The organism is Gordonia sp. NB41Y, from assembly GCF_030718915.1.
Taxonomy (GTDB): Bacteria; Actinomycetota; Actinomycetes; order Mycobacteriales; family Mycobacteriaceae; genus Gordonia; species Gordonia desulfuricans.
Map to the genome: position 1 here is coordinate 1037664 of NZ_CP132196.1, position 22500 is coordinate 1060163.

General features: G+C 68.0%; 15 protein-coding genes and 1 riboswitch. Of the genes, 6 read left to right on the forward strand and 9 right to left on the reverse strand.

The annotated features are described in order from the left end of the window. Positions 1-110 precede the first annotated feature (110 nt). The 4 genes from Q9K23_RS04435 to prpD all read right to left on the reverse strand — a co-directional run bounded on the left by Q9K23_RS04435 (position 111) and on the right by prpD (position 7179). Positions 111-3500, reverse strand: a complete 3390-nt coding sequence (locus tag Q9K23_RS04435; RefSeq protein WP_305950402.1) for a pyruvate carboxylase — start codon at positions 3498-3500, stop codon at positions 111-113. 111 nt (positions 3501-3611) lie between these two features. Then, positions 3612-4754, reverse strand: coding sequence for a bifunctional 2-methylcitrate synthase/citrate synthase (locus Q9K23_RS04440; RefSeq protein WP_020791258.1), 1143 nt, complete (start codon positions 4752-4754; stop codon positions 3612-3614). After that, the gene (gene prpB, locus Q9K23_RS04445; protein ID WP_053776093.1) at positions 4751-5668 is read right to left on the reverse strand and encodes a methylisocitrate lyase; all 918 of its coding nucleotides are present in this window, start codon (positions 5666-5668) and stop codon (positions 4751-4753) included. The genes Q9K23_RS04440 and prpB overlap by 4 nt, the downstream gene beginning before the upstream one ends. Continuing rightward, a complete protein-coding gene (gene prpD, locus Q9K23_RS04450; RefSeq protein ID WP_020792323.1) occupies positions 5668-7179 on the reverse strand; it encodes a 2-methylcitrate dehydratase PrpD in 1512 nt (503 codons plus the stop codon). The genes prpB and prpD overlap by 1 nt, the downstream gene beginning before the upstream one ends. 119 nt (positions 7180-7298) lie before the next feature. Between prpD and Q9K23_RS04455 the strand changes: the two genes are divergently transcribed. Further along, positions 7299-8714, forward strand: coding sequence for a short-chain fatty acyl-CoA regulator family protein (locus tag Q9K23_RS04455; RefSeq protein WP_053776094.1), 1416 nt, complete (start codon positions 7299-7301; stop codon positions 8712-8714). Positions 8715-8807: 93 nt separating this feature from the next. Further along, positions 8808-10304, forward strand: coding sequence for an MFS transporter (locus Q9K23_RS04460; RefSeq protein ID WP_053776095.1), 1497 nt, complete (start codon positions 8808-8810; stop codon positions 10302-10304). 786 nt (positions 10305-11090) lie between these two features. On the opposite strand, the gene Q9K23_RS04465 is transcribed toward Q9K23_RS04460, so the two are convergent. After that, positions 11091-12479: an IS1380 family transposase gene (locus tag Q9K23_RS04465; RefSeq protein WP_305950403.1), complete on the reverse strand. Its 1389-nt coding sequence runs from the start codon at positions 12477-12479 to the stop codon at positions 11091-11093. Between the two features lie 274 nt (positions 12480-12753). Between Q9K23_RS04465 and Q9K23_RS04470 the strand changes: the two genes are divergently transcribed. The 4 genes from Q9K23_RS04470 to Q9K23_RS04485 all read left to right on the forward strand — a co-directional run bounded on the left by Q9K23_RS04470 (position 12754) and on the right by Q9K23_RS04485 (position 19295). Then, positions 12754-14121 (forward strand): 8-oxoguanine deaminase, encoded by a 1368-nt coding sequence (locus Q9K23_RS04470; protein WP_053777879.1) that lies wholly within the window; start codon positions 12754-12756, stop codon positions 14119-14121. An 11-nt stretch (positions 14122-14132) separates the two neighbouring features. Next, a complete protein-coding gene (locus tag Q9K23_RS04475; protein ID WP_020792733.1) occupies positions 14133-14975 on the forward strand; it encodes an FAD binding domain-containing protein in 843 nt (280 codons plus the stop codon). Then, a complete protein-coding gene (locus Q9K23_RS04480) occupies positions 14975-17761 on the forward strand; it encodes a molybdopterin cofactor-binding domain-containing protein (RefSeq protein ID WP_305950404.1) in 2787 nt (928 codons plus the stop codon). The genes Q9K23_RS04475 and Q9K23_RS04480 overlap by 1 nt, the downstream gene beginning before the upstream one ends. Positions 17762-17885: 124 nt before the next feature. Further along, entirely contained in the window at positions 17886-19295 is a 1410-nt protein-coding gene (locus Q9K23_RS04485) for an Nramp family divalent metal transporter (RefSeq protein WP_261978007.1), read from the forward strand. A 58-nt stretch (positions 19296-19353) separates the two neighbouring features. On the opposite strand, the gene Q9K23_RS04490 is transcribed toward Q9K23_RS04485, so the two are convergent. The 4 genes from Q9K23_RS04490 to Q9K23_RS04505 form a co-directional block, all read right to left on the reverse strand. Further along, entirely contained in the window at positions 19354-20577 is a 1224-nt protein-coding gene (locus Q9K23_RS04490) for an acyl-CoA dehydrogenase family protein (RefSeq protein ID WP_020792156.1), read from the reverse strand. Positions 20578-20680: 103 nt separating this feature from the next. Next, entirely contained in the window at positions 20681-21214 is a 534-nt protein-coding gene (locus Q9K23_RS04495) for a histidine phosphatase family protein (protein ID WP_020792157.1), read from the reverse strand. 11 nt (positions 21215-21225) lie between these two features. Then, positions 21226-22047: a CbtA family protein gene (locus tag Q9K23_RS04500; protein ID WP_020792151.1), complete on the reverse strand. Its 822-nt coding sequence runs from the start codon at positions 22045-22047 to the stop codon at positions 21226-21228. Between the two features lie 26 nt (positions 22048-22073). Further along, positions 22074-22295 (reverse strand): CbtB-domain containing protein, encoded by a 222-nt coding sequence (locus Q9K23_RS04505; protein WP_053777881.1) that lies wholly within the window; start codon positions 22293-22295, stop codon positions 22074-22076. Between the two features lie 40 nt (positions 22296-22335). Then, positions 22336-22473, reverse strand: a riboswitch (cobalamin riboswitch). Positions 22474-22500 lie beyond the last annotated feature (27 nt).

The window sequence follows — 22500 nt, forward strand, 5'->3', positions numbered from 1 at the left end:
TGGCCGGGCGGTGAGATCCACTGCCGGTCACCGATCACGAACCGGGTGAACAGATGACGCCCCCTACGACGAGTGATCGTCGTAGGGGGCGTCATCGGATCCTGGTGGTGTCAGCCGATCTCGATCAGCAGATCGCCCGGGGCGACGCCGGTGACCGGGCCGATCGCCACACGGGTGACCTTGCCGGCCACCGGAGCGGTGATGGTGGCCTCCATCTTCATCGCCTCGATGGTGCCGATCGCCGCACCCGCGACGACCTCGTCACCGACCGCCACCGACACCGACACCACACCGGCGAACGGTGCGCCCACCGATCCGGGGTTGGACCGGTCGGCCTTCTCGGCGGCCTCGACGGTGGAATCGACCGACTTGTCGCGCACCTGGACCGGCCGTAGCTGGCCGTTGAGCACACACATCACCGTGCGCATACCGCGGTCGTCGGCATCGCTGATCGCCTCGAGACCGATGAGCAGTTCCACACCGGGTTCGAGCTCGACGCGGTGTTCCTCGCCGTACCGCAGACCGTAGAAGAACTGGTTCGCCGACAACCGGGAGGTGTCGCCGTACTGCTCGAAGTGCTCCTCGAACTCGCGGGTGGGACCGGGGAACAGCAAGCGGTTCAACGTTTCCTGCCGTTTACGGCCGGGCTGGTCGAGCGCCGCGGAGTCCTCCTCGGACAACTCGGCGACCGGCTGTGCCGGGGAACGGCCCTCGAGGGCCTTGGTCCGCAACGGTTCCGGCCAGCCACCGGCCGGGTCACCGAGTTCGCCACGCAAGAACCCGACCACCGAGTCCGGGATGTCGTAGGAATCGGGGTGGGCGGCGAAGTCCTCGGGATCGATACCCTGACCCACCAACGCCAACGCGAGGTCACCGACCACCTTCGACGACGGGGTCACCTTGATCAGCCGGCCGAGCATGCCGTCGGCGGCGGCGTAGGCGTCCTCGACGGCCTCGAACCGGTTGCCCAGCCCGAGCGCGATGGCCTGCTGCCGCAGATTCGACAGCTGACCGCCCGGGATCTCGTGGTTGTAGACGCGTCCGGTCGGGGCGGGAAGCCCGGACTCGAACGGCGCGTACACCTTTCGGATCGCCTCCCAGAACGGTTCCAGGTCACACACCGCACGCAGGTCGAGCCCGGTGTCGTGTTCGGTGTTGGCGAAGGCGGCCACGATCGCCGACAACGCGGGCTGGCTGGTGGTCCCGGCCAACGCCGCCGAGGCGCCGTCGACCGCGTCGGCACCGGCCTGCACCGCCGCCAGATAGGTGGCCAGCTGTCCGCCCGGGGTGTCGTGGGTGTGGACGTGGATCGGCAGGTCGAAGTTGGCGCGCAGGGCGGTGATCAGCTTGGTCGCCGCCGGCGCCTTCAACAGTCCGGCCATGTCCTTGATCGCCAGCACATGTGCACCGGCGTCGACGATCTGTTCGGCCAACCGCAGGTAGTAGTCGAGGGTGTAGAGGTCCTCGGCCGGATTCGCCAGGTCACCGGTGTAGCTCATCGCGACCTCGGCGATCGTGGTCCCGGTCTCGCGGACCGCGTCGATCGCCGGGCGCATCTGCTCGATGTTGTTGAGCGCGTCGAAGATCCGGAAGATGTCCACACCGGTCTGAGCGGCCTCGGCGACGAACGTCGAGGTCACCTTGGTCGGGTACGGGGTGTAGCCGACGGTGTTGGCACCACGCAGCAGCATCTGCAGGTTGATGTTGGGCATCGTCTCGCGCAGCTGCGCCAACCGCTCCCACGGGTCCTCTTTGAGGAAACGCAGCGCCACATCGTAGGTCGCCCCACCCCAGCACTCCACACTCAGCAGCTGCGGGGTCAGGGCCGCCACATACGGGGCCACCGTCAACAGCCCGGACGTGCGGACCCGGGTGGCCAGCAACGACTGGTGCGCATCACGGAAGGTGGTGTCGGTGACGGCCACCCCCTTCTGCTCACGCAGGGCACGGGCGAAACCTTCGGGGCCGAGTTCCAGCAGACGTTGCCGCGATCCGGCCGGCGGGGTGGCCAGCAGGTCACGGTCGACGGCGGGCAGCTTGTCCCGCGGGTACACCGTGGTCGGGCGTTCCCCGTGTGGCTTGTTGACCGTCACATCGGCCAGGTAACGAAGGATGCGGGTACCGCGGTTGGCCGACGACCGCGAGTTCAGCAGCCACGGCCGTTCCTCGATGAACGAGGTGGTCACATGTCCGGCCCGGAAGTCCGGGTCGTCGAGCACCGCCTGCAGGAACGGGATGTTGGTGGCCACACCACGAATCCGGAACTCCGCCAGCGCGCGTCGGGCCCGACGCACCGCGGTCGCGAAATCGCGGCCACGACAGGTCAGCTTGACCAGCATCGAGTCGAAGTGTCCGCTGACCTCGCCACCGAGGTTGGCCCCGCCGTCCAGGCGGATACCGGCACCACCGGGGGTGCGATAGGCGGTGATCCGGCCCACGTCCGGCCGGAACCCGGCCGTCGGGTCCTCGGTGGTGATCCGGCACTGCATCGCCGCGCCATGGATCTCGATCGCGTCCTGGGACAACCCCAGATCGGCCAGGGTCTCCCCCGAGGCCACCCGCAACTGGGCGCCCACCAGGTCGACGTCGGTGATCTCCTCGGTGACCGTGTGCTCGACCTGGATCCGCGGGTTCATCTCGATGAACACATGCCGGCCCTGCTCGTCGACCAGGAACTCCACGGTGCCCGCGCACGAGTAGCCGATCTGCTTGGCGAACGCGACCGCGTCGGAGCAGATCTTGTCCCGCAGCGCCGGGTCGAGGTTCGGGGCCGGGGCCAGCTCCACCACCTTCTGGTGGCGGCGCTGCACGCTGCAGTCCCGCTCGTAGAGGTGGATGACGTTGCCGTGGGTGTCGGCGAGGATCTGGACCTCGATGTGGCGGGGATTGATCACCGCCTGCTCCAGGAACACCGTCGCGTCACCGAAGGCCGATTCGGCCTCACGCGAGGCCGCGCCGATCGCCTCCCGCAGATCCTTCGGGTCGTCGACCCGCCGCATCCCGCGGCCACCGCCACCGGCGACGGCCTTGACGAACACCGGGAACTGCATCGACGACGACGCCGCCACCAGTTCCTCGACATCCGAGGACGGTTCCGACGACGCGAGCACCGGTAGACCCGCCGCCCGGGCCGCGGCGATCGCCTCGGCCTTGTTTCCGGTCAGATCCAGCACATCGGCGCTCGGTCCGACGAAGGTGATGCCGGCCTCCGCACATGCCCGTGCCAGCCCCGGGTTCTCCGAGAGGAATCCGTATCCCGGGTACACCGCGTCCGCACCGCACCGCACCGCCGCCGACACGATCTCGTCGACCGACAGATATGCGCGCACCGGATGCCCGGGCACACCGATCTGGTACGACTCGTCGGCCTTCAGCCGATGCAGCGAATTGCGATCCTCGTAGGGAAACACGGCCACCGTCTGGGCACCGAGTTCCACGGCCGCACGAAAGCCTCGAATGGCGATCTCGCCACGATTGGCCACCAATACCTTGTCGAACATGTCCTAAACCCCTGCTCCTGCTTCAGCCTTGCTGGACACACGCTCCGCGCCGACCATATCCCGACGGCGCGGATGCGTGCGCAGCAGCCCTTATGCGATCACCGTCGTCGGTTACGCCGACAACGCGCGTTGTGGCGGTCCGTCGTAGGAACTGAGCGGCCGGATCAACGCATTCGCGGCCGTTTGTTCGATGATATGCGCGGTCCAACCGGTGATCCTGCTCATCACGAAAATCGGTGTGAAGGACTCGATTTCGAATCCCATCAAGTGATAGGCGGGGCCTGTGGGGAAGTCGAGGTTCGGCTTGATGCCGGTCCGATCGACCATCACCTTCTCGAGCTCACCGTAGATCTGCAGCCACCGCGTGTCACCGAGATGACGCGAGACATCGGTGAGCGCCTCCTTCATCGTCGGCACCCGCGAGTCACCGTTCTTGTAGACCCGGTGACCGAAGCCCATCACCTTCTCACGGCGATCGAGTTTGCTTGTGAGCCATTCGGATGCACGTTCGGGACGGTCGATCTCGATCATGTCGTACATGACCGCCTCATTGGCACCTCCATGCAGCGATCCCTTCAACGCACCGATCGCCGCGGTGACCGCGCTGTAGATGTCCGACTGGGTCGACGTCACCACGCGGGCGGCGAATGTCGAAGCATTGAAGCTGTGTTCGGCGTAGAGGACCATCGACTTCTCGAATGCCCGGACGATCACTCGGTCGGGCACCTCCCCGAAGCACATATTCAGGAAGTTCTCCGCATATCCCAGTCCGTGATGCGGCGCAATGGGATCCAATCCACGGCGCCGGCGCATGTCCGCGGCGACGATCGTGGGCAGCACCGCGAGCATCCGCAGCGCCTTGTCGAGGTTGGCCTCCGGTGACGAATCGTCCTCCGCCGGGTCCTCGGTCCCGAGGAAGCTGATCGCGGTCCGCACGACGTCCATCGGGTGGCAGGTCTCGGGCATCCGCGACAGCAGCGCGGCGGTCGACCGATCGATCCGTCGGTTTGCCCTCTCGCGCTGGGTGAATGCCGCGAGTTCGGCATCGGTGGGCAGCTCGCCGTACCAGAGCAGATAGGCGACCTGTTCGAACGAACACTTCGCTGCCAGATCCTGCACCGCGTATCCGCGGTAGGTCAGGGAGTTGGTCTCGGGCACCACCTTGGAGATCGCGGTGGTGTCGACGACGACTCCGGCGAGCCCCTTGTGGATGGTCGGCGTGGCCGTTTCGTTGGGTGCTGCAACGGAATTCATGATCGGACTCCTTCGAGCGTGAAGTTGAAGAGATCGGAATCGAAATCGTTGTAGTCGGCGTAACGAAGCAGTTCGTAGAGCCGACTTCGATGCTGCATCCCGTCGAGGAGTCCGGATTGTGTTCCGGCCGAGGCGATCTCGCGCAGTCCGCGCTCCACCGCCCCCATCGCGATCCGCAGCGTGGTGACCGGGTAGATCACCGCGTTGTAGCCGACGTCGCGGAGCTGGTCGGCGGTCAGGAGATCGGACTTGCCGAACTCGGTCATGTTCGCCAGCAGCGGCACGTCGACCGCGGCACGGAACCGTTCGAACTCACCGAGGTCGCGCAGCGCCTCGGTGAAGATCAGGTCGGCACCGGCGTCGGCGTAGGCCTTGGCGCGGTCGATGGCGGCGTCGATACCCTCGATCGCCCGGGCGTCGGTGCGGGCGCAGATGACGAAGTTCTCGTCCCGCCGTGCCGACACCGCGGCCCGCAGCCGCTTGATCATGGTGTCGGTCGGCACCACGTCCTTGCCGTCGAGGTGGCCGCACCGCTTGGGGTTGACCTGGTCCTCGAGGTGGCAGCCGGCCAGGCCGGCGTCCTCGAGTGCCGCGATGGTGCGGGCGGCACTCATCGGCTCACCGAAGCCGGTGTCGGCGTCGATCAGGGCGGGCAGATCCGTGGCGTGGGCGATCTGCGAGCCGCGGGCGGCCACCTCGGTGAGGGTGGTCAGTCCGATGTCGGGCAGGCCCAGGTCGGCCGAGAGCACCGCGCCGGAGACGTAGACGCCCTCGAACCCGACGTCGGCGATCAACTTGGCGACCAGTGGGGAGAACGCCCCCGGCCACCGCTGCAGCTCGCCGGAGGCCAGCCCGGCACGCAGTGCCTTGCGCTTGTCGGTGTCGGAGACACCGGAGGAGAACAGCGCGCTCATCAGAAGATCCCCTTGCCGACGGTCGGAGCCTTGTCGAGCACGTTCGGGGCGACCAGCAGGTTCAGCTCACCGAGTTCACCGGCACCGAGCTCGGCGACGCGGGCGGCGGCGGCCAGGAACCGCTGCTGCTCGTCGGCCTCGATCACGCCGTCGGCCATGGTGGTGAACTTGGCCTCGTACTGGGCGCGGGCGAACGGACGGGCACCGAGCGGGTGCGCGTCGGCGACGGCCAGCTCGTCGGTGATCACCTCACCGTTCTTCAGCGTGATCACGGCCTTGGCACCGAAGGCCTTCTCGGCGGGGTCGGTCGAGTGGTAGCGGCGGGTCCACTCCGGATCCTCGACGGTGGAGATCTTGTTCCACAGCTCGATGGTGTCGGGGCGGTTGGCCCGCTCCGGCGCGTACGAGGTCTCGTGATGCCACGTGCCGTCCTGCAGGGCGACGGCGAAGATGTACATCACCGAGTGGTCGAGGGTCTCGCGGCTGGCCGACGGATCGAACTTCTGCGGGTCACCCGAGCCGGTGCCGATCACATAGTGGGTGTGATGGCTGGTGTGCAGGACGATGGACTCGATGTCGTCGAGGTTGCCGACACGGTCACGCATCCGGCGGGCCAGGTCGATCGGGGCCTGGCTCTGGTACTCGGCCGAGTGCTCCTTGGTGTAGCTGTCCAGGATGGCGCGCTTGGCCTCGCCCTCACCGGGCAGCGGGATCTGGTAGACCGCGTCGAATCCGCCCAGCAGCCATGCGATCACGCCGTCCTCGCCCTCCCAGATCGGGGCGGGCGCACCCTCCCCGCGCATGGCGCGGTCGACGGCCTCCACGGCGATCTTGCCGGCGTGCGCCGGGGCGTAGGCCTTCCAGCTGGAGATCAGGCCCTTGCGCGACTGGCGGGTCGCGGTGGTCAGGTGCAGTGCCTGGCCGATCGCCTGGTAGATGGTCTCCTCGTCGAGGCCGAGCATGGTGCCCAGGCCCGCGGCGACCGACGGCCCGAGGTGGGCGACGTGGTCGATCTTGTGCTCGTGCAGGCACATCCCGCGCACCAGGTCGATCTGGATCTCGTAGGCGGTGGCCAGGCCGAGGATCAGGTCGGCGCCACTGGCACCGACGTGCTGGGCGACGGCCACCAGCGCCGGGATGTTGTCACCGGGGTGCGAGTACTCGGCGGCCAGGAAGGTGTCGTGGAAGTCGAGCTCACGAACCGCGACGCCGTTGGCCCAGGCCGCCCACTCCGGCGAGACGTTGCCGCCGACACCGAACACACCCGCACCCGATCCGCCCGGACCGTGCGGATGGGCCAGCGCCTGGGCGCGGGCGGAGGTGACCGGACGGCGGATCACCGACGCGGCACTGACGGCGGCGTTGTCGATGATGCGGTTGATGATCATCTCCGCGGTGTCGGCCGGGACCGCGACCGGGTCGACGGCCACCCGGGCGATCTTCTGGGCGAGGTGTTCGGACTGCGGGAAGTCGTCGGAACTGCGGCGTGCTCGTACGTCGTGAATGATCATGTTCGCACCGTACGCAGAGCGCATGGACCAGCGAAAGTGCTGGCAAATGCGTATTTCGGCGGATCTGTCGGCACCATTTTGCGAACGTTGTGAACACTGTGCCGGTTAGCATGTGTGCCATGGCGAAGTTGTTCGTGGGCCCGCGACTACGGCGGTTGCGCGACGAGCGGGGTCTGTCCCAGGCAGCCCTCGCCCGCCGGATCGAGAAGTCCACGAGCTACGTCAACCAGCTCGAGAACGACCAGCGTCCGATCACCGTGCCGGTGTTGCTCGCGCTGGCCCGCGAGTTCGATCTCGACGCCGACTACTTCGCCGCCGATTCCGATGCGCGCCTGGTCGCCGACCTGGCCGAGGTGCTCGCCGCCACCGCCGACGGCGACGTCTCGCGTGCCGAGATCACCGAACTCGTCGGCCGGATGCCCGAGATCGGCCGCACCCTGGTGACCTTGCACCGCCGCCTCACCGCCGCCAACGGTGAACTCGAGACCCACCGCGCCCGCGTCGACGACCCGACCACCCCCGGCGATCCGATGCCGTTCGAGGAGGTCCGCGACTTCTTCTACGACCGCAAGAACTACGTGGGCGAGCTCGACGAGGCGGCCGAGGATCTGTTCACCACCGAGGGACTGACCGTCGGCGGGCTCGATCTGCAGCTGGCCGAGCTGCTCTCTCGCCGCCACGGCATCCGGGTGTCGATCACCCACGAACCCGATCCGATCGCCGCCGTCGCCGTCCCGAAACGACGCTTCGACATCGCCGGGCGCACCGTGCATCTGGCCGGGCGGCTCTCGTCCGGGCAGCGGGCCTTTCAGCTGGCCACCCAGCTGGCCCTGCTCGAACAGTCCGGTGTGATCGACGCCCTGATCGCGTCGTCGCCGGGGCTCGCACCGGCCACCGTCCCGGTCGCCCGGATCGGCCTGGCCAACTACTTCGCCGGGGCGCTGCTGCTGCCCTATGAGCAGTTCCGGGCCGCCGCCGCGCACGCCCGCTACGACATCGAACTCCTCGGGCTGGGTTTCGACGTCGGCTTCGAGACCGTCTGCCATCGCCTGTCGACGCTGCAGCGCCCCGGCAGTCGGGGCATACCGTTCATCTTCGTCCGCACCGACCGGGCCGGGAACATCTCGAAGCGGCAGTCGGCCACCGCCTTCCATTTCTCGCGGGTGGGTGGCAGCTGCCCGCTGTGGGTGGTGCACGATGCATTCGCCACCCCGGGCCGGATCGTCACGCAGGTCTCCCAGATGCCCGACGGACGCTCCTATTTCTGGCTCGCCCGCACCACCGACGAGCACCGCGGGTTCCTGGCCCCGCAGAAGAGTTTCGCGATCGGCCTCGGCTGCGACCTCGTCCACGCCGACCGCCTCGTCTACTCCACCGGGATCGACCTCGCCGACGAACGCACCGTCGTCCCGATCGGGGCCGGCTGCAAGGTCTGTGACCGGCCGGCCTGCACCCAGCGGGCCTTCCCGCAGCTCGGCCGGTCCATCCACGTCGACCCCACCCGCAGCGACTCGATCCCCTACCGTCCGGCGTGATCGGTTTCCGATTCCCTGTGATCGGTTCGGGTCCAGCGGGATCCGTGTGTTCCGATCGTCGTGCGATAGTTTGATCGCGGAGGTTGATGCCACGTGTCCGCGACAGATCGCACGGTTGGATCGGAATTCGACGGGTCGGATTCCGTTCCCGACGCTCATCCGCGAGCCGCGGTGACGGTGCTCTGCGCCGCCGGCATCGTGGTGGCGTTGATGCAGACGATCATCGTCCCCCTCATCCCCCAGCTCCCCGGTCTGCTGCACGCGGCCCCGAGCGACACCACCTGGGCGCTCACCATCACCCTGCTCACCGGTGCGACGATCACACCGATCGGCGGTCGGCTGGGCGACATGTACGGCAAACGCCGCATGCTGCTGGCCAGCATGGGCTGTGTCTCGGCCGGTTCGGTGATCTGCGCCCTGTCGGATTCGCTGATCCCGTTCCTGGTCGGCCGCGGTATGCAGGGTCTGGGTTTCGGCACCATCGCGTTGGGCATCTCGGTGATGCGCGACATCGTGCCCCCACGTCATCTCGGATCGGCGGTCGGCACGATGTCGGCCTCGCTCGGCATCGGCGGTGCGCTCGGCCTGCCGGTCAGTGCCGCCGTCGCCCAGGGCATCGGCTGGCACGCCCTGTTCTGGCTGTGTGCGGTGGCCGGGGTCGCCGGCGCGATCGGGATCCGGCTGACCGTCCCGGAGAGCCGCGGGACCAGCGGCGGCCGATTCGATCTGCTCGGTGCCATCGGACTGGCCGTGGTGCTGACGTGTCTGCTCCTTCCGCTGTCCAAGGGCGCCGGCTGGGGCTGGTCGTCGCCGATGACCCTCGGCATGTTCGCCGCCTTCCTTCTCGTCGGCGCGGCCTGGTCGGTCCTCGAATGGCGTCACCGCAATCCGCTGATCGACCTGCGGGTGGCCCTCGACCGCCCGGTCCTGCTGACCAACGTGGCCTCCGTCGCCACCGGTTTCGCCTTCTACTCCTCCCAGTTGATGCCCATCCAGGTACTGATGGCGCCGACCGCCGCCGAGTACGGCCTGGGCTACGAGATGCTGATCGCGAGTCTGATCCTGGCCCCGAGCGGCGTGTTGATGTTCGTGTTCTCGCATGTCAGCGCCCGGATCACCGACCGCTTCGGCCCGCGCGTCTCACTGGCGATCGGCGGCGGGGTACTCGGTACCGGCTACCTCCTGTTCGTGGTGGTGACCGGTGGCCACTGGGCGTTCACGTGGTGGCTGATGCTGATCATGAGCTGTCTGGTCGGTGCCGGGCTGGGTATCGCCTACTCCGCGATGCCCGCGCTGATCATGCGGGCGGTGCCGGTCGCCCAGACCGGTGAGGCCAACGGTGTCAACGCCCTGATGCGGGTGGTGGGTACGTCCGCCTCGGCGGCCGTCGTCGGCATGATCCTGACCTGGGCGACGGTCCCGGTGACCGTCGGTGGCGCCGTGGTGGCACACGTGCCCGGTCGCGACGGCTACCTGCTGGCGTCGGCGATCTCACTGGCCGCATGTGTCGTCGCCGCCGCCATCGCCCTGGCCATCCCCACCGTCCGTCGCCCGGTGATCGAGGACATCGTCGATCCCGCAGACAAGTGACGACCGGCACGCACTGGTCGAGCCGACGAGGAGCGAAGCGAGCCCCACACGCTGGTTGAGCCGACGAGGAGCGAAGCGAGCCCCACGCTGGTTGAGCCGACGAGGAAAGCGAAGCGGCCCCCCACGCTGGTTGAGCCGACGAGGAGCGAAGCGACAAGTCGAGTCGAAACCCCCGCCGGCCGACCTCGCGTCGCGACCACCCCAGAGTTGAGCAGCACCCAGCGCGGGTTACCGAGATTTCGACACGGGTCCTCGCTACGCTCGGTCCCGGCTCAATCACCGATGAACACGCTGGTCGAGCCGACGAGGAGCGAAGCGAGCCCCACGCTGGTCGAGCCGACGAGGAGCGAATCGACCCCCCACGCTGGTTGAGCCGACGAGGAGCGAAGCGACAAGACGAGTCGAAACCCCCGCCGGCCGACCTCGCGTCGCGACCACCCCAGAGTTGAGCAGCACCCAGCGCGGGTTACCGAGATTTCGACACGGGTCCTCGCTACGCTCGGTCCCGGCTCAATCACCGATGAACACGCTGGTTGAGCCGACGAGGAAAGCGAAGCGGCCCCCCACGCTGGTTGAGCCGACGAGGAGCGAAGCGAGCCCCACGCTGGTTGAGCCTGAATCCACCGATCCGGTTTCAACGGTCGGATGAATGATGTTGGAGCCCTTGACCCCGATACCAACCCGATAAAGACACGTGTGTACCGCCGATCTCCAACGTCGGCCTGTTTCACCAGGTTTCAGATCAGGGCCACACACGGCCGAATGGTCAGGTCAAACACCAGGATTTCAATGAACAGTATTGGCATACAACCGATTCCACTCCACTTCCCAGGGCCACCCAGCCGGTAGATGTAACGACAAACGACGTGCCGACGACGAAATCCGCGCCGGTACCCCGATCAACGCACGCCGGATCGTGGTCGTGGTCGCACGCATCAATGATCCACCGGCCACGGTGGCCGCTGCCCGGGTGAGGTTGAACGCCATCACCGCACACGCCAACCACGCGGCGTTGGCAGAGAACTTCCCCGAGGGCATGTGGGCCATCGCCGAGGCCTTCAGATCGGCATGGACCTGCTCGATGATCGCGTGATGACGGTGCACACGATCAGCGACGACTTTGTCGGTGGTCATGTCGGTGGTGAAGAACGCATGGTGACGATACACATCGAACAACGAGTCACCATCAGGATTGAGGGCCAGGACCCGCCGCACGATCAACCGACCCGGAATCGGGGCCCGGGTACGCCCGGGTTTGACCGGTGTGGAGGGTTTACCGACGAACCCGTCGAAGGGAACCTCGGCCACCTCGGCGGTACGCACCAGCTGCCCGTCTGTACCAACCTGGGTGGGGTTGGCCAGGGTGATCGTGGTCCATGCCGAGTCATCGATCGTGGAGATCGCGGTGGTCACGTTGCTGTACAACCGCACCGTCAACGACACCTGTGCCCCGGCCCGGTGGGCTGCGGCGACCAGGTCGTGGGAGTAGAACGCGGAATCACCCCGCACCAACACCGGCACCTCTCGTCCGGCCGGCCACGCCCGACGCAGGGTGTTCAACGATCGGGTCAACAGGTCGGCGGCTCCGCGCACCGAGTTACACGACCCGCCCCGCAGGCGGTGACCGAGGATGATCGGGGCCCGATCGGCGGTGGTGGCCGTCACCATGAGGGCGTTGATCCCACGGACCCCGCTGTAGCCGTATTTCGCGCCTTGTTTCTGGTGGCCGTAACACTGGTTGATGGTGTCGTCGAGATCGACCAGTACCCGTTCACCAGCAGGGTTGAGGAGGTGGGTGTGTTCGATCAGGCCGGCCAACAGGCGGGTGGCGATCGCCTCGTACTGGGCGACCGTGCCGCGGGTACAGGCCCGCAGAAACGTGCCCAGGGTGGACGGGGCGTGGGTGTGGCCGTAGATCGTGCCCATCCCGCCGTGGCCGATGATCGACAATCCGTCGATGGTGTCGGCGCCCATCACCATGCCCATCACGATTGCTGAGAGTTTCCGGCCGGCGTTGGCGCCGGTATCGGTGGGGATGGTCAACCATTGATCGCCGAGTTCTTGCAGGCCACACGTTTGGGCCAGACGCATCACCGGTACCACCCCGGCCGGCCCGATCAGGTTGTGGTCATCGAATGATGCTGACTTTACCGGCAAGGTGTGGCAGGATCGCATCTGCGAGATGCCCTTTCTTTGTGTGTGGGTCGAACCTTCGATAAGTCTGATTCTCACACTCGGACAGGGCATTTCGTGTTTCCCACGCCGTTTCGGGCCCAGGTTTTTCCATCTGGATCGGTGGATTCAGGTTGAGCCGACGAGGAGCGAAGCGACGAGACGTGTCGAAACCTCCGACGCCCGACCACCGAACGCCACCACCTCCACCCCTGTTCACCACCCCGCAGACAGGTACGGAAATACTTCCGTAACGCGACAGCCGTAGCGTGTCGGCGTGGCTTCACTGACCTTGATCGAGAACGCGCAGGTGATCACCGTCGACCCGGATCGGCGGGAACTGCCTGCCGCATCCGTGCTGATCGACGGCACCACCATCGCGGCCGTCGTCCCCGCCGGGGAACCTCTCCCCGACCTACCCACCGAGGTGACACGGGTGGACGGCACCGGTTGTGCGCTCACCCCCGGACTGATCAACACCCATCACCATCTGTACCAGTGGATCACCCGCGGCCTCGCCGCCGATCACACCCTCTTCCAGTGGTTGCAGACCCTGTATCCGATCTGGGCGGGCATCGACGAGAAGGCGGTGCACACCGCCGCGCTCGGCGGTCTGTCGCGGCTCGCGCTGACCGGCGCCACCCTGACCACCGATCACCACTACGTGTTCCCGCGGGAGGGTGGCGACCTGCTCGGTGCCGAGATCACCGCGGCGGCCACCGTCGGGCTGCGTTTCCATCCGACCCGCGGCTCGATGGACCTGTCGGAGAAGGACGGCGGGCTGCCGCCGGACTCCGTGGTGCAGACCATCGACGAGATCCTCGCCGACTCGTCGGCCGCGGTCGCACGCTGGCACGATCCCTCTCGCGAGTCGATGCTGCGGATCGCCCTCGCCCCCTGCTCGCCGTTCTCGGTGACCACCGACCTGTTGCGGGAGTCGGCGGCGCTGGCCCGCGAACTCGGGGTGCGGCTGCACACCCATCTCGCCGAGTCGCCGGACGAGAACACCTACTGCGCAGACCAGTTCGGGTCCACCCCGCTGGAATACATGGAGTCGGTGGGCTGGATCGGCGACGACGTGTGGTTCGCGCACGGAGTGGAGTTCTCCGACGCCGACGTCGCCCGTCTGGGCGCCACCTCGACCGGGGTGGCGCACTGCCCCACCTCCAATGCCCGGCTGGGCAACCGGATCTGCCGCACCGCCGATCTCCATGCGGCCGGGGTGCCGGTGGGTCTCGGGGTGGACGGGGCGGCGTCGAACGAGTCGTGTCAGCTGCTCGAGGAGGCCCACCAGGCCGTGCTGATGGCCCGTGCCCGGGGCGGCCCCACCGCGCTGACCACCCGGACGGCATTGGAACTGGCCACGATCGGCGGTGCCCGGGTCCTCGGCCGGGCCGACGAGGTGGGGTCGATCGAGGTGGGCAAACTCGCCGACCTCGTGCTGTGGGATCTCACCGGGCTGGGCCACGCCGACATCACCGATCCGGTTGCCGCACTGGTCCTCGGATCGATCCCGCCGATCCGCGGTTCCTGGGTCAACGGCGAGCGTATCGTCGCCCACAACGAGCTCATCACGGTGGACACCGACGTGGTGGCCCGCGACTGCGCCGCCGAGCACCGTCGGCTGCTGGCGAAGGCGGGCTGAGGAGGTCGCTCGTGGACGTCAACACCATCACCGGCTACCGGTTCGCCCGTACCCGCACCGATCTCGCCCTCACCCCCGGCGAACGTATCGTCGCGGGCGGTACGTGGTTCTTCAGTGAGCCACAGATCGATTCGACCGGAGTCGTCGACATCAGCCGGATCGGGTGGCCGCCCGTCGAAGACCTGCCCGACGGTGGTCTGCGGATCGCGGCGACCTGCCCGATCGCAACCCTGGCGAATCTTTCCGCACGCCCGGGATGGCGGGCGCACCCGCTGCTGTTCCAGTGCGCCACAGCACTGTTGGCGTCGTACAAGATCTGGAATGTGGCGACGGTCGGGGGAAATGTCTGCCGGTCGTTCGCCGCGGCGTCGATGGTGTCGCTGGCCGTCGGCCTCGACGGCGAGGCCCTGATCTGGTGTCCGGACGGTTCCGAACGCCGGGTACCGATCGCGACCTTCGTCACCGGCAACGGCACCAATACCCTCGAACCCGGAGAAGTGATGCGCGCCATCGACATCCCCGGGTACGCGATGCGTGCGCGGACCGGTTTCGGCAAGATCGCGCTGGCCGAGCTCGGCCGATCGGGCGCGGTGGTGACCGGGCGCGCCGACGAGGACGGCACCACGGTCTTCGGGATCACCGCGGCCACCGGATGGCCGACGGTGCTGCGGTATCCGGATGTGCCCGACGCGGCGACCCTGCGCACCGATGTCACCTCGGCCGACGGCTACTACACCGATCCGCTCGGCTCCGCCGACTGGCGTCGTGGCGTGAGTGCCGTTCTCGCCGAACGAATCCGGACAGATCTCGATCAGCCCGCGGGCACCATCACAACCGGCCGAGAGGAGTCCTGATGCGATTCGAGATCAACGCCGAGTCCGTCGACGCCGAGCCCCGCCCGGGACAGTGTCTGCGGACGTTCCTGCGCGACACCGGCCATTTCGAGGTCAAGAAGGGATGCGACGCCGGCGACTGCGGTGCGTGTTCGGTTCTGGTGGACGGTGTTCCGGTGCACTCGTGTATCTATCCGGCACAGCGGATCGACGGCGCCTCGGTCACCACGGTGGCCGGGTTGGGCACACCCGACGACCTCCACCCCATGCAGCAGTCCTTCGTCGACAACTTCGGCTTCCAGTGCGGTTTCTGTACCGCCGGGATGATCGTCACCGCCTCCACCCTGACCCCCGACGATCTCGACGACCTGCCGCGCCGGATGAAGGGAAATCTCTGCCGCTGCACCGGATATCGTGCGATCCGCGCGGCCATCACCGCCGGCGTGACCGGGACACCGGCACCCACACCGCCGACGTGTGCCGCCCTGTGCGGCACGACCGGCGATGCGGGAGCCACCGGGACCCCGGTCGGGACGTCGATCAATCCGCTCGCCGCACGGCGGGTGGTGACCGGCACCGAGCCCTACACCTTCGACGTGGATGTGCCCGGTACCCAGTATCTTCGGGTGCTGACCTCCCCGCATCCACACGCCCGGATCACCCGGATCGACACCACCGAGGCGGCCGCCGTCGACGGGGTGAACCTCGTCCTCACCCACGAGAACGTCAGCACACCAAGGTTTTCCACCGGACGCCACGAGTCCCGGCTCGACGATCCCGACGACACCCTGATCCTCGATCCGGTCGTGCGCTTCGTCGGCCAGCGGGTCGCGGCCGTCGTCGCCGACACCGCCGCGGCCGCCGAGCAGGCATGCCGGCTGATCGAGGTGGACTACGAGACGCTGCCCGCGGTGTTCGATCCGGTGGAGGCGCGGCGCCCCGGCGCGGCGCTGGTCCACCCCGATCGCACGCCGGCCGACCGGGTGGCCGCCGCCGACCGCAATGTGATCGCCGAGTTCCACGAGGGTTTCGGCGGTGACGTCGACGAGGCCCTGGCGACGGCGGCGGTCACCGTGGGCGGCAGCTGGCAGACCGCGCGGGTGTCGCACGCACAGTTGGAGACCCACGGCAGCATCGGCTGGCTCGAGGACGACCGGCTGGTGATCCGCACCTCCACCCAGGTGCCGTTCCTGGTGCGCGACGAGCTCGCCCGGCTCCTGGACCTGCCCGCCGAGCGGATCCGGGTGTTCGCCGCCCGCGTCGGCGGCGGATTCGGCGGCAAGCAGGAACTGCTCACCGAAGACCTGGTCGCGGTCGCGGTGCTCCGCACGGGCCGCCCCGTCGCCTACGAGATGACCCGCACCGACGAGATGACGCGGACCACCTACCGGCATCCGTTCCGGGTCGCGGTGGATCTCGGTGCCGATGCCGACGGGCGGCTCACCGCGATGAAGGTGGACGTGCTCTCCGACACCGGCGCCTACGGCAATCACGCGATCGGCGTGATGTTCCATGCCTGCGCGGAGTCGGTGTCGGTCTACAACTGCCCGGTCAAGCGGGTCGACGCGGAGGTGGTCTACACCAACAACCCGCCGTCGGGTGCGTTCCGCGGATACGGCCTGGGCCAGGTGATCTTCGCCGTCGAGAGCGCGATGGACGAGCTGGCCATCCGGCTCGGCATCGACCCGTTCGACCTGCGCCGGATCAACGCGGTGGCCGAGGGCGATCCGTTGCTGATCGCCCACGAGGAGCCCGAGGAAGACCTCGTCTATGGCAGCTACGGCCTCGACCAGTGCCTCGACCTCGCCCAGTCCGCCCTCGCCCGGGGCGGCGGTGACGCGGTGCCCGACGGCGACCACTGGCGGATCGGCGAGGGGATGGCCCTGGCGGCGATCGCGACGATGGCCCCGCGCGGTCACTTCTCGACGGTGACCGTGGGTGTCGACGCCGCCGGCATCTACCACGTCGGGGTGGGCACCTGCGAGTTCGGCAACGGCACCACCACCGTGCACGCCCAGATCGCGGCGTCGGCGCTGTCGACGGAGATCGAGAACATCCGGGTGTCCCACGGTGACACCGACGCCGCCCCGTACGACACCGGCGCATTCGCCTCGGCGGGAACCACGGTGGCGGGCAAGGCCGTCCACGGCGCCGCGCTCGCCCTGCGGCAGACGCTGATCGGGGCGGCGGCGTCGCTGACCGGGAGCACGCCCGACCGGGTACGCCTGGGCTCTGACGGCGCCGCCGTCGGCGACCGGATGCTCGGCTTCGGTGAGCTGATCGCCGCGGTCGACGAGGATCATCGTCAGGACCATCCGGACGGTGCGCGGGCGGTGGCCTCCGGCAGCGAGCGTGGCGACCTGCGCTCGATCGCATTCAACGTGCAGGGGTTCCGAGTCGCGGTGAACACCGAGACCGGCGCGGTCCGGATCCTGCAGTCGGTGCACGCCGCCGATGCGGGCACGGTGATGAATCCCCAGCAGTGCCTCGGTCAGGTCGAGGGCGGGGTCGCGCAGGCGATCGGTGCGGCCCTGTACGAGGAGATCATGCTCGACGGCAAGGGCGTACCCCTCACACCGGTGTTCCGAACCTATCGGGTCCCGCAGATGGCCGACATCCCCGACACCGAGGTGTACTTCGCCGACACCTCCGACGACCTCGGCCCCTACGGTGCCAAGTCGATGAGCGAGTCGCCGTACAACCCGGTGGCACCGGCCCTGGCCAATGCCATCCGGCGCGCGATCGACGCACGCCCCTACGAGACGCCGATGTCGCGGGACCGGGTCTGGCGGCTGGCCCAGGGATGAGCCGGGCCGGCGACCGTTCGGCATACCCGACCCGGCGGCACCATACCGACGTCTGTTTTCGGGTAGCCTAACTTTCTGTTTCGCCCAGGTTGATCGACGCTGTGGGATGTGTCAGATTGGGCAGGTGAGTCAGGTCGACACGCGCACCTCCGACGCGTCCGAACCCGACCCGGCCTCCGGCCGGGACGGCGAGATCGACACAGCCGGTGGCGGTATGGCGGGCGGTGCGGGTACGGACAGCGGCGTCGGTACGGACAGCGGTGTCGGTACGGACAGCGGCGTCGCCGATGCGCGGACCACCGCCCAGCTGCGCGGGACCCGCTCCCGGTTGCTGCGCCAGGTGGCGCTGTTCGGTCCGGCATTCGTCGCCGCGGTGGCCTACGTCGATCCGGGCAATGTGGCGGCCAACATCACCGCCGGCGCCCGGTACGGATTCCTGCTGGTCTGGGTACTGGTCGCGGCGAACATCGTCGCCATGCTGATCCAGTACCAGTCGGCAAAACTCGGCATCGTCACCGGCCGCAGCCTGCCGGCGATCCTCGGTGAGCGGCTGAGCAGACGCCGGCGTCTCGCGTTCTGGGTGCAGGCCGAGATCGTCGCGATCGCCACCGACCTGGCCGAGGTCCTGGGCGGGGCCATCGCCCTGCAGTTGCTGTTCGACCTGCCGCTGGTGGTCGGCGGGGTGATCGTCGGGGTGATCTCGACGCTGGTGTTGCTGCTGCAGAATCCGCGCAGGCAACGGGTCTTCGAGTCGGTGATCGTGACCCTGCTGGCGATCATCGTGGTCGGATTCCTCGCCGGACTGTTCGTCAATCCGCCGGCGGCCGCGGATGTGGCCGGCGGGCTGATCCCGCGGCTCCATGGCCCCGAGACGGTGCTGCTGGCGGCGTCGATGCTGGGCGCCACGGTGATGCCGCATGCGATCTATGTGCACTCGGCACTGGTGATCGACCGCTATGGCGTCACCCGCACCGAGACACGGCGCCGGCGTCTGCTGCGGGCCACCCGCTGGGATGTGGCCCTCGCGCTCGTCGTCGCCGGTGCGGTCAACATCGCCCTGCTGCTCCTCGCCGCCGAGAACCTCCGTGGCAAGGAGGGCACCGACACCATCGAGGGAGCCTACCACGCCGTCGCCGACGCGATGGGTCCCGGCATGGCCACCGCCTTTGCCGTCGGCCTGCTCGCGAGCGGGCTGGCCGCCACCTCGGTGGGTTCGTCGGCGGGTGCGGCGATCATGGACGGTCTGCTCGAGAAGCGGATACCGCTGCTGGTGCGCCGCCTGGTCACCTTGCTGCCGGCGCTGGCCGTGCTGTGGATCGGGGTGGATCCGACGTGGGCCCTGGTCGTCAGCCAGGTGGTGCTGAGCTTCGGTATCCCGTTCGCCATCATCCCGCTCGGCCGGCTCACCGCCGATCGTTCGCTGATGGGCCCCTTCGCCGATTCCTGGCCGCTGAGGGTCGCCGCCGGGGTGGCGTCGGTGGCCATCGTGATCCTCAATCTCGCCCTGATCGTGCTGGTGTTCACCGGCACCTGATCCCGGGCCGGCCCTCGCCGGTCCCGGGATCGCGGGCGCAGGTCAGACGAGCAGCAGATCAGGCGAGCAGCCCCTTGGCGACGTGGGTCACCTGGATCTCGTTGCTGCCGGCGTAGATCATCAGCGACTTGGCATCGCGGGCGAGCTGTTCCACGCGGTACTCGGCCATGTATCCGTTGCCGCCGAACAGCTGGACCGCCTCCATCGCGACGTCGGTCGCGGCCTTGGAACTGTAGAGCTTCATCGCCGACGCCTCGGCGAGCGTCATCGGCTTGCCCGCCTTGGTCCGTTCGATCGCGCTGAAGATCATGTTCTGCACGTTGATCCGCGCCACCTCCATCTCGGCGAGCTTGAGCTGGATGAGCTGGAAACGACCGATCTCCTGGCCCCACAGGGTGCGGTTCTTGGCGTAGTCGACCGACAGCCGCAGACATTCGTTGATGATGCCGAGCGACAGCGCGGCGATGCCGACGCGTTCGGCGGTGAAACCCGCCTTGGCCCCCTCGGCACCCTTGGAGTCGGAGCCGGTGTCCTCGGTCTCACCGAGCAGACGGTCCGGGCCCAGGCGCACGTTGTCGAAGAACAGCTCGCCGGTCGGTGAGCTCATCATGCCCATCTTCTTGAACGGTTTGCCCTGGGTGAGACCCGGCATCCCCTTGTCGAGCACAAAACTGAGCACCTTGCGGTCGCGGATCGGGGTGTCCGAGCCGTCGTCGAGCTTGGCGAAGACGACGATGGTGTCGGCGTACGGGCCGTTGGTGATGAACGTCTTCTGCCCGGTGAGGATGTAGTCGTCCCCGTCGCGGCGGACGGTGGTCTTCATTCCGCCCAGCGCATCCGACCCGGAGTCCGGTTCGGTGATCGCCCAGGCGCCGACCTTCTCCATGGTGACCAGCTCGGGCAGCCAGCGCTTCTTCTGCGCGAGGGTGCCCTTGCCGCGGATGGTGGACACGGTCAGGCCCATGCTCACCCCGAGCGAGGCCACCAGGCCGAGGCTGACCCCGGCCAGTTCCATGTTGAGGATCAGGAACATCGAGTTGCCGCCGCCCAGGGCGCCGCCGCCCGACGGGGTGCGCTCCCCGGCCGACTCGGCGGCGAGCTCCTTCTCCAGCCCTTCGGCCGCCATCGCGTCGACGCCGAAGGTGGACAACAGCTTCCGGGTGATGTCGTAGGGCGGCAGGGCCCCGGTCTCGAGGTCGTCGACGTGCGGCCGGATCTCCTTGTCGATGAACGCACGCAGCGCATCCCGCACCATCAGGTCTTCCTCGGACCACTCGAACATCGAGACCTCCGTTGAACACGCCGACCCGACGTCGACTAGAACACGTTTCAGTTTCCCACTGTGTCAGGTGTCACCGGCCGCTGTCCAGAGATGACCGTCGCGATCAGGGCACGGGATAGTGATGGGCGGGGGCGACGTCCACCGCGAAGTAGCCCGCCGGATCGCCGGCGAGCAGCGCCTGCGCCACCGGCATCGCCACCACCACGAACAGGTCGGCGTCGGAGGATGTGCGCTCGTCGCGCCAGGCGAGGACGCGGGCGACGAAGGCGGCCAGGGACTCTCCGCCGTGCGGGACCGACCACGGGTCGGTGAAGAACGCACCGAGCGCCGACGGGTCGATCTCCTCGGGCGCGCATCCCGACCACGAGCCGACGTCCAGGGTGGCCAGCCGCTCGTCGACGGTCGGTGGCCCGGACGGCGGCAGGAGTGCCGGCGCCAGGAATCCGGCGGTCTGACGGCTCGCCAGATCGGGCCCGACCAGCATCGGCCGGGTATCGGCATCGGCCGGCCCGGCGTTCAGCCGGTTCGCGAGGGCGAGCACGGATGTGCGTCCGGCGTCGTCCAGAGACGGATCACCGCCGAATCGGAGGGCCTTGTTGGGGCCGCTCCGACCGGCGGTGATCAGATGAAGCGTCATTCGTCCCGACGTCAGCGGACGTCGGCGAGCGCCGCCGTCCCGGCCGACGACTTCGACCGGGTCAGCAGACCCAGGATCGCGGCGAACGCGGTGGACAGGACGGTCCACAAGATCACCTGGTTGGCGATGACGTAGACCCGGAAGTCGCCGATCACCGCGCCCGGGAAGCCGGGGAACAGGATGGTCTCGCCGTCCATCACCGGCTCGGGCACCTCGTGGAACTCCGGCAGCAGGGCCGCGGTGATCGTGACGACCACCAGGAACCCGATGGCACCGAGCACACCGGCGAACAGGCCGCCCAACCGCGGACGCAGCCAGAACACGAGCACGACGGCGGCGACCATCGCGATCACCGAGACCACCGTGATGGTCAGATAGGCACCCGACCGCGCACCGATGGTGTCGTCGTCGCCGACGGCCGGCGGATTGGCCGGGTAGACGAAGAACGGCACACCGAAGAACGCGATGAAACCGAGTACGCCGAGGGCCGCACCGACCCAGCGGTAGTCCGTCGCCGGGTAGTGGCGACCGATGTAGGTCCACAGGACGGTGAACGCGACGGCGAAGAACGCGCCCATGCACAGCGCGAAGACGATGGTGCCGACACCGGCACCGATGTTCTCCTGCACGGTGCGGGTGAAGACCTCGCCCTCACCACCGTGGACGTGACCGCCGTGGGCTTCGAGCAGGTGCTCTTCGGCCTCCGAGCGGGCACCCTCGTAGTCGATCGCCTTGGCGACCTGCGGCTCGATGAAGATCCGAGCGAAGATGAACGCGACGATGCCGGCGATCAGGCCCGAGAGCAGGCCTGCGCCGATGAATTTCTTCTCCATGTGTTGTTGTCTCGTTTCCGTCCGCGTCAGTGGCAGGGGAAGCCGAGGAAGTGCCGTGCGTCGTGCACGAACTCATGGATGTGGGTGTCGGAACCGAAGACCGACACCGCGCCCTGGTCGTAGCCGAGGAAGTAGTAGGCCATCCCGGCCAGGACCAGCGTCGCGGTCAGCCACAGTGCGGCCGACGCGGCGGACAGGTCGGGCACGGCAAGCGACACCGCTTTGCCCTGATGGGTCGATGCAACCATCGGATCAATCCTTTCGTGGGATCACGCGTCCCAGCTGAAATGCACATTCCCGACGTCCGGCGGCGTCCTGACTCGCCCTCCGACCTGGTCGGATGGACTCACAGTGGCGCGACCGCTCCGGATTCACACCGGATTTCCCGCAGGAACGTCTGGCAGCACGATACTCCTCCCACAAGACGCAGACCACGGAACCGTCGGTGGTCTG